Genomic DNA, 11,941 nt, shown 5'->3' with positions numbered 1-11,941 from the left:
GTAGTAAGCGAGTTTGACGGCGTCAATCGGGCCAGGGCGTCAGCAAGTGCCGTGCCTGGCATCCAGTGTCCGGCAATGACTCGGGGCTATAGCGGGGGCTATGGCGCGGCGCTATCGCGGCGCCAGGCGGGCCACTCGCCTTCGCCTTTGAAATGGCGCAGCCCCCGGCGCGCGGTCGCCAGCCCGGCGTGCAGCACGCTTATGTCCAGCCCGGGCAGGTTGCGCAACAGCGCGGGCGGCAAATGGTTGGCGTCCAGCAGCCGTTCATCAATGAACACCCGCATCATGTCGCCGTCTTCGCAGCGTAGCCACAGGTACCACAGGCTTTCCATGTAGTCGCCATACCAGGGGTCGGGATAGAGTGCGCGCTGGAATGAAAAGCCGAACTCATGCACGTCCGCCCAAGGCCAGAACGCTTGCAGGCCCATCGCGCGCGCCAATTCGCAGTGCCGCGTGAACCCGGCATCGTCGAAGCTCACCGATTGCCGGAAAGGATCTTCGGGCGCGGGCGGGCCGGACAGAAAGCGCTTGATGCGTGACCACATGAGAGGTAGGGAGCGATGAGGATTCGGCAGTGTAGCGGCGCCTGTTGTTGTAAAGAATGTTACAACCTTTGATTCTCGTCAATTCCACGCCGCATGCAAGCAGGTAGGGTTGCGCCTTGCCCTGACGGGCTGCTCGCTCTGGGTTGGCCAGCGTGGGCTGGACGACAAGCGCAGCAAGGACAGGATCGATGACAGACAAGACACCGCAAGCCATTCCGGACAATGTAGCCGCCGCGCCGCGCAAGCGCCGCGCAGCTTCGCCAGGCGCCGCCAAGAGTAGTGCTGACAGCAGCGCTGACAGCAGCGCAAAAAACAGCGCAAAAAACAGTGCCAAACGTAGCGCCGAAACCGGCAGCGCCGCGGCCTCGCGCCCGGCGCCGTCCGCCAACAATGGCGTGCTGGCGCGCAAGCAGGTGATGGCCGCGCAGGTCAGGGCACGTGAAGACGCCGCGCGGCAGGAAACGGTGTCGGTGCTGGCGGACATTGCCCGCCGCTATACCGTCGGCCCCGACGCGCAAGCCCACGAGGCGCTGCGTTCCGTCATCGAAGAACTGTCGCCCGACGACGCACGCGCCGTGCATCGCGCGCTGTTGGAGGCCAACACGCAGGCGCCCGGCACGCGGCGCAATCCCGACGAAGAGCTGGCGATGGACTGGCGCGAAGGTATCTACCCCTATCGCCACCGCATGCTGCGCCGCAATTACGAAAAGCAGAAGTACCAGTTGCAAGTGGAGTTGCTGAAGCTTCAAGCCTGGGTCAAGGCCACCGGGCAGCGCGTGGTGATTCTGTTCGAAGGGCGCGACGCGGCGGGCAAGGGCGGCACCATCAAGCGCATGATGGAACACCTGAATCCGCGCGGCGCACGCGTGGTGGCGCTGGAAAAGCCCTCGGATACCGAGAAGGGCCAGTGGTACTTCCAGCGCTATGTGCAGCATCTGCCAACTGCCGGCGAGATCGTGATGTTTGACCGGTCCTGGTACAACCGCGCCGGGGTTGAGCGTGTGATGGGCTTTTGTTCACAGCAGGAATACCTGGACTTCCTGCGCCAGGTGCCGGACTTCGAACGCCACCTGGTATCCAGCGGCATCCACCTGGTGAAGTTCTGGTTTTCGGTCAGCCGCGAAGAGCAGCGCCGGCGCTTCCTGCAACGCAAGGTGCATCCGCTGAAGCAATGGAAGCTGAGCCCGGTGGACCTGGCGTCCTTGGATAAATGGGACGATTACACGCGCGCCAAGGAGGCGATGTTCGCGCATACGGATACTGCCGACGCGCCGTGGATCGTGGTGAAGTCGGACTGCAAGAAGCGCGCGCGCCTGAACGCCATGCGCTATGTGCTTAACCGCCTGCCCTACGAGGGCAAGAGCGGTGAACCCGGCCTGGCGCTGGACCCGCTGATCGTGGGCCGTGCGCTGTAAGAAGTCAGTGGCCCCGCGCCTGTCGGGGTCAGCCGCCCAGCGCTTGCAGGTTCAGTACATGGCTGCGTCCGATCCACACGGCGCAATCGCGGTGGTCGCGTAGTGAATCGCCCGTGTTCGGATGCATGAACACGTCAAGCGCCCCGTGATTCAGCGTGAGCCAGGTAGCGATGTCGGCGAAGTGCTCAGGGGCGAACGCAATCTGGTAGCTCCATAGCGGATGCGGGCCGACGGGGCGCTCATGGAAGCGCCCCATTTCCATCTTGCCGTCCCACTGCGCCAGCACGCGTTCACGCAATGCAAACGCGGCGTCGCGGCTGGCCGCGTCGAAGTACACATGCGCGTGCCAACTGACCACGCTGCTTATTGCCAGATCATTCATGAGTGTCTTGTCCGGTTCAGCCACCCGCGCGCTTGGCGCGATGGCCGCTGCTTGTCAGGGCGTTGATGATGCGTTCGCAGTGGTCACCCTGCACCTCGATCACGCCATCCTTGGTGGTGCCGCCCGAGCCGCATGCCGTGCGCAGTTGCTTGCCCAGGGCCGCAAGTGCTAACGGGTCCAATGCCAGTCCGCGTACGACCGTTACGCTTTTGCCGCCGCGGCCCTTGGTTTCGCGCGATACACGCGCTACGCCGTCGCCCGCAGGCAGGGCGCGCGCGGCGGTTTTGCATTGGCATTGCGCAAGTGCCTGGCGGCATGTCGGGCACATGCGGCCGGATTCGGTGGAATAGACCAGGCCGCCGCTTGAGCTGCGTTTCATGATGCTTACTTGCCTCGCATCTGGTCGATCAGCCGGCGGTCGCGCTTGGTGGGGCGGCCGGTTTCAATACCCAACGCGGGTTCCGGCGCCAGCCGCCGCATTTCCGCCGCGCGTTCGCGCGCGGCAATGCTGTCGGGAGTTTCTTCATACAACAGCCGCGCAACCGGCGCGGGGCCACGCACGCCGCTGACCGCAACGACTTGCACCTGTAGCGCGGGGTCTTCCTTGCGGATGGTGACGCGGTCGCCGGCCGAGACTTCGCGCGACGGTTTGGCGGCCTGGTCGTTCACGAAGACGCGGCCCTTGCCGATCTCTTGCACGGCAAGGCTGCGCGTCTTGTAGAAGCGCGCGGCCCACAGCCATTTGTCGAGTCGAATTTTGTCCATTTTGAAGCGCTTTGCGATGTGTTTTGCCCAAGCCGCAATGATAGCCCCGAGCGCGCATTCAAAAAAAACGGCGCCCTGAGGGACGCCGCAAGTCCGGCTTTCCGCCAACCCGGCCCGCCCGGCAATGTGCCGGCGGGCCGGGCAGGTCTTAATCCAGTTTCAGATTGGCTTCCTTGACGACGCGCTGCCATTTGGCGATCTCGGCGCGGCGGAAGATGTCGAGTTCGGCCGGGGTCGAGCCGATGGGCTCCGCGCCAATACCCGCCAACTGCGCGGCAATGGCGGGGTCTTTCAGCACCTTGGCCAACGCTTGCGACACCTGCTCCACGATGGCGGGCGGCGTGCCGGCCGGCGCGAACACGGCATTCCATTCATAGGTTTCGTAGCCTGGCACGCCGGACTCTGCGATGGTGGGCAGATCGGGGGCGGCCTTGGAACGCTCCGAGCCGCCGACGGCTACCGCGCGCAGCTTGCCGTTCTTCACGTGCTGCCACGACGAACCCATGCTGGCGAACATGACGGGCACCTGGCCCGACATGACGTCGATCATGGCCGGGCCGCCGCCCTTGTAGGCCACGTGCTGCAGATTTGTCTTGGCCAGCAGGTTGAACAGTTCGCCGGCCAGGTGCTGCGCCGAGCCGGGGCCGGCCGACGCGAAGTACACCGGTTCCTTGGCGTCGGGCTGCCCCAGCCGGATCAGGTCGGCCACCGACTTCACTTCATACGACGGCGTGACCACCAGCACGTTGGGCACGCGCAGCAGCAGCGATACCGGCGCGAAGGCGGTCAGCGTGTCGAACTGCATCTTGGAATGCAGCGCGGGATTCTGCGCGTGGTTGGACGCATCCAGCATCAAGGTATAGCCGTCAGGCTGCGCCTTGGCCACGACCGCGCCGCCGATCATGCCGCCCGCGCCGCCCCGGTTTTCAATCACTACGGGCTGGCCCAATTCGGCGGCCAGCTTCGGGCCGATCAGGCGGGCAACGACGTCCACGGTGCCGCCCGGCGGATACGTCACCACCAGCGTGACGGGGCGTTCGGGATAAGCGGCCGATGCGGCGCCCGCGGCGCTTGCCAACAGGCCTGCCGCGATCAACACGCTGCCACGGTGGGCCAGTCGTTTGAAGAAGGGGTTCATGGTTTGTCTCCTTGGAATTGGAATAATTGCAACGGCGTATCGGCAAGCACGCCGCGTCGTTGCGTGGGATCGTCGATCCAGGCGTCCAGCCATTGCGTTGCCGCAGGGTAGGACGCCACGTCGCGATGTTCGGTGTGCGGCCAGTCACTGCCCCACATCAGGCGTTCGGCCGTGTAGGCCTGAAGCAAAAGCTGCGCGGCCTGCCGACCAGACGCGGCGCAGTCCGTACCCGTCCAATTGCGGTAGGGCGCGGACAACTTCACCCACACCTGGCCGCTTCGGCCTTGTTGCAGCAGGTATTCAAAGCCGGGGTCGGACACGCCCAGCGCCGGGTCGGGCCGGCCGAAGTGGTCCACCACCACGCGGCAGCCCGCCGCCAGCAATGCAGGCAAGACTTCATGCAGGCGCGCGGCCTGTAGGTGGACTTCTACGTGCCACCCCAGCGCATTGACGCGTTCCAGCAAGGCTTGCCACGGCGAGGCATGCAGGGCAGGGGGGGGCAGACCGATCAGATTCAGCCGGATACCCACCACGCCGCCGTCGGCCAGCGCTTGTAGCTGCGCGTCCGTGATTTCCGGTGCCACTACGGCCACCCCGCGCAAGCGCTCGGGCGCCGCGCGCAGCGCTTGCAGCATGTGACTGTTGTCGGTGCCCAGGAAGCTGGGTTGCACCAGCACGCCATGGCTCAAGCCGTGCGCATCCAGCAGCGCCAGGTAGTCGGCCAGCGTGGCGTCGTAATCCGGGGTATGGCGGCGGGTGCCTGCCAACGCCAGGCCTTGCCGGAATACGTGTGCATGGGTGTCGACGGCAACGCCGTTCGAAAGCGGGGGCAAAGCAGTCTCCTGTCCGTGGCGCGGGCATGGCCGCGCGCTCTTCTATATGGCCGGATTCTAGGGAGTCGAGGTATAGTTTTCTATTGTTTGAAACTGCGATTTATATATCGGATCAATATGGAAACCAGGCACCTGCGGTATTTCCTGGCGGTGGTGGATCACGGCAGCGTGAGCCGCGCGTCTGACTGGCTGGGCATTGCGCAACCCGCTTTGAGCCAGGCGCTAAGCCGCATGGAAAAAGATCTGGGCGTGCGTCTCTTTGAGCGGTCGCGGCTGGGGGCCGCGCCCACGCCGGCCGCGCTGGCCATTCTGGAAGACGTGCGTATCAGCGTGGCCCGGATCGACGCGGCGGCGCATCGCGCGCAAGAGATCGGGCGCGGCAGCGCGGGGCAACTGACGGTGGGCCTGGTGTCGTCGGCCTTGTTTGACACCTTGCCGCGCGCGCTGCGCGAGATGCGGCGGCAGGCGCCCGGGGTGCGCGTGATCTTGCGCGAGATGAGCAATGCCGAGCAGGCCGATGCGCTGCAAACCGGCGAGATCGATATCGGCCTGATGCACACGCCGGTGGCGGTGGGCGGACGCATGCGCGAACGGCAACTGCTGCGTGACCGCTTGGTGGCCGCCGTGCCGGATGAGTTTGACGTAGCCGACGACGGCACGGTATCCATGGCGCAGATTGCGCACGCCGGGCTGGTGATGTACCCGCAGGCGCAATTGCCGGCGTTCTATGCGGGCATCCTGGACGCCATGCGCAAGGGCGGCCACGACGCGCACGTCGCGCAAGAGGCCAACCGCACGCTGACGGTGCTGTCTTGCGTAGCGGGTGGATGCGGGGTGGCCTTGCTGCCCAGTTGGATCCGCACGATGAATTTTGGCGGCGTGCGCTTTTGCGAAGTGCGCGACGGCCAAGCGCTACCCAGCTTCGACCTGAGCGCCATCTGGCCCGCGCGCTCGGTGCCTACCTTGGCCGATGTGTTCGCCAATCTGGACCTGGGCACGCGCTGATGCGGCCCATCCTTTCAAACCGCCTTCACCTACCCAGCCGAAACGCTTAAGCGACGCTTAAGACCGCATTTTTCGTGGAACCCGGCACAAAGTCCCCGTCTAACCAGGATCGGTGTTGATAGGGGCGTGTCGATGGATCTGAACTGGCAGCAGCAATTGGTGGACAGCGCCATCTGGTTGGCGAGCGCGTTTGGCATCACGGCGCTTGCGCTGGCCGTCGTGTCCGTCGTGCTGGCGCGCACGACCGATTGGGGGCGCAAGTTCTGGCGCCTGGCGTGGCCGTATCTGACGCCCCGGCGTAGTTGGCGGCCCTTGTTGACGTTGGCCGTGCTGCTGCTGTTGGCCATGGCCGCCGTGCGCATGACAGTGCTGTTCTCGTTTTGGTACAACGGCTTTTATAGTGCGCTGCAAGCGCTGGACCAGAGCGCGTTCTGGCGCTTTCTGGGCATTTTTTCAGTGTTGGCCTGTGTGCATGTGGTGCGCGCGCTGGCCGACAGCTACGTGGGCCAGGCCTTCGACATCCACTGGCGCGTGTGGCTCAACGACCGCCTGACACGCGACTGGCTGGGCGCGGGCGCGTACTACCGGGGCCATTTCGTGGATGAGCCCGTGGACAACCCCGACCAACGCATCGAACAAGACATCTCGATGTTCGTGACGGGGTCGCGCACGCTTGCCATCGGCGCGTTAAGCGCGATTGTGTCCTTGGTGGCGTTCACCGGCATCTTGTGGGGCTTGTCCGGCCCCTTGATGGTGGCGGGCGTGGAAATTCCGCGCGCCATGGTGTTCGTGGTGTTCCTGTACGTCATCGTCGCCACCTGGTTCGCCTTCAAGATCGGCCGGCCGCTGATCAAGCTGAATTTCCTGTCTGAACGGCTGACCGCCAACTTTCGCTATGCGCTGGTGCGGCTGCGCGAGAACGCTGAAAACGTGGCGTTTTATCAAGGCGAAGCGGTCGAGCGCGGCACGCTGTGGACGCGCTTTAGCGCCTACATCGCCAACCTGTGGGCGCGCGTGTATCGGGGCCTGAAGTTCGACGGCTTCAACCTGTCGGTAAGCCAGGTGGCGGTGGTGTTTCCCTTCATCCTGCAAGCGCCGCGTTTTTTCAGCGGCGCGATCAAGCTCGGCGACGTCATCCAAACCTCGCAGGCGTTCGGGCAGGTGCAGGACGCGCTGTCTTTCTTTCGTACGTCTTACGACAGCTTTGCGCAGTACCGCGCCACGCTGGACCGGCTGAATGGTTTTCTCGACGCCAACGAAGCCGCGCGTGCGCTGCCTTCGGTGGATACGGAACCCTTGCCCGATGGCCTGGACATCAATGGCGTGACGGTCAGGCGGCCCGATGGCCACGCCTTGCTGCAAGGCTTGAATCTGCGCTTGCATCCCGGGCAGACCTTGCTGATCAAGGGGCCGTCCGGTAGTGGCAAGACCACCTTGTTGCGCGCGTTGGCGGGCTTGTGGCCCTATGCGCAAGGCCATGTGCGGCGGCCGGAGGGCACGGCGGCCTTGTTCCTGTCGCAGCGGCCATACCTGCCGCTGGGTGATCTGCGCAGCGCGGTGGCCTATCCCGGGCAAGCGCTGCCGCAAGACGACGCGCGGCTGGTGGATGCGTTGCGTCTGGTCAGCCTGGGGCATCTGAGCCATCGGCTGGACGAGGTGGCGGATTGGTCGCGCATCCTGTCCATTGGTGAACAGCAGCGCGTGGCGTTCGCGCGCGTGCTGTTCAACCGCCCGGCCATCGTGTTCCTGGATGAAGCCACCTCCGCCACGGACGAAGGGCTGGAACACATGCTGTACGGCCTGCTGCGCAGCGCCTTGCCTGACTGCATGCTGGTCAGCGTGGGGCACCGCAGCACGCTGGACCCGTTCCATACGCATCGGCTGCATCTGGATGGCGCAGGCGGGTGGACGACGGGCCCGATGGCGCCGCCGCAAGACAAGGCCGCGCTGCGCGAGGCGGCGTGATTCGGCTCAGGTCCCCACGCGCAACGGCCCGGTCAGCTTGCGCAAGACCGCAATGACGCTTTGCGCGGTGATGCGGCCGGTCTTGGGATTGGCCGACGGGATGTTCTGGATTTCCATCGAGAACATGGCGGAATCCGACACGACTTCCACGCGGTGCACATTGCGTTCCAAGGACGGGTCGGCCCAGATTTCCAGTGTGGTCCGGTCGGGTCCGATGCCCGCCAGGGACACGCTGACCGCCACGTTCAAGTTCGCCGGAAAACCCGTTGCGGCTTCGCGCGGCGACCCACGGAAGATCAGGCGCGGTTCGGTCAGGCCATCAAGATTGATGTTGTTGTCGGTCAGGTAGGGGGCGCCCATCAGGCCGCGCGGCGGCTTGCGCGTCATCATCGTGACGGAGTGGATGACGCCTTCGGCGGCAGCGGTAATCGCGTCCAGCCCCAGGATGGCGCCCGACGGCACCAGGATCTGCCCGTGGTGCCGGCGGGCGAGTTCAATCAGGTCATCGTTTTGCAGCAGCGCGCCGGAACTCAGCACCACCATCTTCTTGCCGGCGCGCAGCACGGGTTCGGCAATGTTGCGGAACACCGAGGCAGGCGCGCATTCCACCACCACGTCGCAATGCTCGTGCAGCGCGTCGAGGGTGGTGAAGGCCGGCGCCGCCTGGGTCCACGCCACCTCGGGTGCGGCCTTGGGGTCGCGCACCGCGATGGCGGCAAGGGTCAGGCCGGGTAGCCCGGCATCCAGGGATTGCGCCACGGCCTGGCCGATGGCGCCGAAGCCGGCGATGCCGACGCGGTAGCTGTTCATGAAAATTCCTGGGATCGTGCGGATTGGCCCCGCGGCGCAAATGCAAATGCACATGCAAATGCACATGCAAACGCACACGGGGTAAAAAGGCAACGCCATCGATGCCGATGGCGCAGGGTTGCCGGCCAATGTATCCAGGGCCTGCCCGGCCGTCAATGCGGAATGGCCGCAAGGTGATGCCGCAAGGAAAGCGCTACTGCAGTTTGATGCCCAGTTCCTTGATCAGGGGCGCCATGGTGTCGCGATCTGCCTTGATCGTGGCCGCGAGTTCTTCCGGCGTACTGCCGATCGGTATCATCCCCAGCGTTTCCATTTGTGCGCGCATCTCGGGCTGCTTCAGGATGTCCGACACGGTTTTCTGAATCAGCGCCACGCGATCCTTCGGCACGCCGGCAGGCGCCATCAGACCAATCCATGGTTGCGGCGCGTAGTCTTTCAAGCCGGATTCCTTCAGCGTCGGCGTGTCGGGCAGCCCGCCGAAACGCTCCGGGCTGGTGATGGCCAACGCACGCAGCCGGCCGCTGTCGATCAAGCCCTTGGAACTGGAGGGCGCGTCCAGACCCACATCCAGCTGGCCGCCGATCAGGTCGTTCTGCGTTTTTCCTGATGAAGACGACGGCACGTACAAGGCCTGGATTCCCGCGCGCCGCGCGGTCTGTTCCCACACCAGGTGAAACGCGGTGCCGATTGAAAACGAGCCCACGCTCAGGCTGCGCGCTTTGCTCTCGCGCACAAAATCGTCCCAGGTTTTGATGGGGCTGTCCTTGGGCACGATGAATATGAACGGCGTGCGCGCCACCAGCGAAATGGGTTGCAGGTCTTTCTCGGTATCGAAGGGCAGGCTGTCGACCGCGAAGGGCACGATGGTGACCGACGAGGCCACCACCATGCCCAGCGTGTAGCCGTCAGGCGCGGACTTGACCAGCGCGCCGGTGCTGATGATGCCGGACGCGCCGGGCCGGTTCTCCACCACCACGGGCTGGCCCCAGGCGGCGCCAAGCTTGCTGGCCAGGACGCGCAGCATCACGTCCACCGGCCCGCCCGGTGGGTTCGACACGATGATCTTCACCGCCTTGTCGGGATAGGCGGCCTGCGTGGTCTGCGCGGCCAGCGGCGTCAGCAGCGCAAGCGCCAGCACGGTTTGCTTGAACATGGAATTCCCCTTGTATTTGTTGCTGGTTCAGGCCAGCAGTTGTTGATGCGGCGCCATCGGCCAGTCGGGCGCGTCGCCGCGTATGAACGCTATCCATGCCTGCTGGGTCTGCGTCACCAGCTGTTCCGCGTGATCTTGGCTCAGCCCTGCAAGCATGGGTGCATCGGCAAAGGCCGGTAGCGTGCCGAACACGAAGGGCAGTTCGATGCAATGGCAGGCGCCGAAGCGCGTGGAAGGCGCCACGTCAAAGCGCGCCAACCAGGCTTGACGGCCTTGGGCCAAGGCCTCTTGCGCCCACAGGCGGGAAGGCGCGCCGAAGACCTCGTCACCCATCTGGTGGCTGGCCGCATCCAGGGCGTGGTCGGGAAACGCGGCCATTTCGTCGCGGGTATACGCCACCAGCACATCCGCCCGCGACGCGGCCTGACGCAGTGCCGGCGCAATGCCTTCCGGCAACACCTGTCCGTCCAGAACGGGGCCGAACTGGCTGCGGCTGCTGCCCTCGGCGCGCAGCGCTTCGGCCACGGCGGGCGCCCGTTGCGCGGCCAGCAAGGCCGACACGGGAAGCGCGCGCGCGGCGTCCAGGGTGTCGACGCCGGCGGCCTGTAGAAAGGCACGGCCCAGCGCGTCGGCTTGGGACGCGGTGCGGAACCCCCGACCCAGCGCGGCGCTTTGCAGGATGGCGCGCGAGAAGCGCGGACGGCGCGCCAGCATCGCGCAAATGGAAGATGCGCCGGCCGATTGACCCATGACCGTGATGCGTTCGGGATCGCCGCCCAGATCCTGGATGTTGTCCAGCACCCAATCAATGGCGGCCTCCTGGTCCAGCAGGCCCACGTTCGCTGTCTGCCCCGGCACGTACAGCCAGCCCAACGCGGCCAGCCGATAGTTCACGGCCACCACCACCAGGTCACCGCGCGCTGCCAGGCCGGAGCCGTCGTACCAGTCCAGCGCGCCGCCACCGCTTTGCCAGGCGCCGCCATGCAACCACACGACCACCGGCCGGCGCTGTTGGTCCGCGGCGGGCGTCCACACCGTCAGGTGCAGGCAGTCTTCGGATTGCGGGGTATCGAAATCGCCCATGGCCTCGCGCAGCCGCGAGGGCAGTTGAGGTGATACCGGCCCTGGCTGGGTGGCGTCGCGCTCACCGCGCCACGTGGGCGCTTGCGGCGGCGCAAAGCGCAGGCTGCCCACGGGTGCCTGCGCATAGGGAATGGCGCTGTAGCGGCACATGCCGTTTGCTGCACGCATACCGGTCAGCGTGCCGGCTCGCAGCGCCGCCTGGACGGGTTGATCCATATATGCCCCTTGCCTTGTTGTGATGTGGCTGGCGCCTAGGGCGCCGTCGTCGGAAGGCTTAATGGTAGGGACGATCAGGGCAGCGAGGGCATGCCGGATTTGATCAAGGCCATGCGGAACACGCATGGCTGGGGGGGAGGGCGCTATCGGGTTGGCCGCGAGCGAAATGGCGGTACGTCTGCCGTGTGGGCCAGATTTGACTCGATCGGGCCAAATCTGACTCGATGCACTTCCTTATGAATCAATGGCTTAGCAAAAAGCGGGTCAAATGTGGCCTGATTTCCCCTGAAAAACGCGTGTTTTCAGCGGTTTGGTGGCCAATTCCTGGAGGGACGCGCTGGCTCTGAATCGTAAGTCTCTGAATCCATTGCGTTTAATCCAGGAAACGGAAAGCTGGCACGGAAGTTGCATTGAGGTATGGCCGCGAGTATTGCGGTGCGCCTGCCCAGGAACCCTCCATGCCCCCCTCATCCGATCTGCGCTTTACCTTCGTGCCGTCCGCTCGCGGTGTGGCATTCGACGTTATTGAATTCACGCTGGACGAAGCCCTGTCAGAGACCTATCGGCTGGAGCTGGACTTGTCCAGCTTCAACCCCGCCATCGACTTCGGCGCCATGCTGGACCAGACGGC

At 65.1% G+C, this 11,941-nt stretch carries 12 protein-coding genes; 3 read left to right on the top strand and 9 right to left on the bottom strand.

The genetic code is table 11. The features are described from left to right. Positions 1–98: 98 nt before the first annotated feature. Positions 99–545 carry a hypothetical protein gene (locus WBR68_RS17780; protein WP_127185075.1) on the bottom strand — a complete coding sequence of 149 codons (447 nt, stop codon included), beginning with the start codon at positions 543–545 and terminating at the stop codon, positions 99–101. Between the two features lie 188 nt (positions 546–733). Between WBR68_RS17780 and ppk2 the strand changes: the two genes are divergently transcribed. Next, positions 734–1,960, top strand: a complete 1,227-nt coding sequence (ppk2, locus tag WBR68_RS17775) for a polyphosphate kinase 2 (protein ID WP_230694876.1) — start codon at positions 734–736, stop codon at positions 1,958–1,960. Positions 1,961–1,988: 28 nt separating this feature from the next. Here ppk2 and WBR68_RS17770 read toward each other — a convergent pair whose 3' ends face one another. From WBR68_RS17770 to WBR68_RS17750, 5 genes are all read right to left on the bottom strand, one after another. Beyond that, a complete protein-coding gene (locus WBR68_RS17770) occupies positions 1,989–2,342 on the bottom strand; it encodes a DOPA 4,5-dioxygenase family protein (RefSeq protein ID WP_050445071.1) in 354 nt (117 codons plus the stop codon). A 16-nt stretch (positions 2,343–2,358) separates the two neighbouring features. Further along, a complete protein-coding gene (locus WBR68_RS17765; protein WP_050445072.1) occupies positions 2,359–2,721 on the bottom strand; it encodes a translation initiation factor Sui1 in 363 nt (120 codons plus the stop codon). Between the two features lie 5 nt (positions 2,722–2,726). Then, entirely contained in the window at positions 2,727–3,107 is a 381-nt protein-coding gene (locus WBR68_RS17760) for an RNA-binding S4 domain-containing protein (protein WP_127185073.1), read from the bottom strand. A gap of 148 nt (positions 3,108–3,255) precedes the next feature. Beyond that, positions 3,256–4,245 (bottom strand): tripartite tricarboxylate transporter substrate binding protein, encoded by a 990-nt coding sequence (locus WBR68_RS17755; RefSeq protein ID WP_127185072.1) that lies wholly within the window; start codon positions 4,243–4,245, stop codon positions 3,256–3,258. Then, on the bottom strand, positions 4,242–5,078 hold the full coding sequence (locus WBR68_RS17750; protein WP_230694875.1) for an amidohydrolase family protein: 837 nt from the start codon (positions 5,076–5,078) through the stop codon (positions 4,242–4,244). The genes WBR68_RS17755 and WBR68_RS17750 overlap by 4 nt, the downstream gene beginning before the upstream one ends. 117 nt (positions 5,079–5,195) lie before the next feature. Between WBR68_RS17750 and WBR68_RS17745 the strand changes: the two genes are divergently transcribed. Further along, on the top strand, positions 5,196–6,083 hold the full coding sequence (locus WBR68_RS17745; RefSeq protein ID WP_127185070.1) for a LysR family transcriptional regulator: 888 nt from the start codon (positions 5,196–5,198) through the stop codon (positions 6,081–6,083). Between the two features lie 132 nt (positions 6,084–6,215). Continuing rightward, the gene (locus tag WBR68_RS17740; protein ID WP_230694874.1) at positions 6,216–8,048 is read left to right on the top strand and encodes an ABC transporter ATP-binding protein/permease; all 1,833 of its coding nucleotides are present in this window, start codon (positions 6,216–6,218) and stop codon (positions 8,046–8,048) included. A gap of 6 nt (positions 8,049–8,054) precedes the next feature. Here the strand turns inward: WBR68_RS17740 and WBR68_RS17735 are convergent, their stop codons facing one another. The 3 genes from WBR68_RS17735 to WBR68_RS17725 all read right to left on the bottom strand — a co-directional run bounded on the left by WBR68_RS17735 (position 8,055) and on the right by WBR68_RS17725 (position 11,310). Then, positions 8,055–8,858 (bottom strand): aspartate dehydrogenase, encoded by an 804-nt coding sequence (locus WBR68_RS17735; protein ID WP_127185068.1) that lies wholly within the window; start codon positions 8,856–8,858, stop codon positions 8,055–8,057. Positions 8,859–9,051: 193 nt separating this feature from the next. Continuing rightward, positions 9,052–10,011, bottom strand: a complete 960-nt coding sequence (locus WBR68_RS17730; RefSeq protein WP_230694873.1) for a Bug family tripartite tricarboxylate transporter substrate binding protein — start codon at positions 10,009–10,011, stop codon at positions 9,052–9,054. 27 nt (positions 10,012–10,038) lie between these two features. Beyond that, entirely contained in the window at positions 10,039–11,310 is a 1,272-nt protein-coding gene (locus tag WBR68_RS17725; RefSeq protein WP_230694872.1) for a carboxylesterase/lipase family protein, read from the bottom strand. Positions 11,311–11,941: the final 631 nt, after the last annotated feature.

The organism is Achromobacter sp. JD-1 (assembly GCF_038594925.1).
GTDB classification, from domain to species: Bacteria; Pseudomonadota; Gammaproteobacteria; order Burkholderiales; family Burkholderiaceae_B; genus Achromobacter; species Achromobacter spanius_C.
Note: the sequence above shows the minus strand (reverse complement) of the source record. Positions and strands in the feature narration are given on the sequence as shown.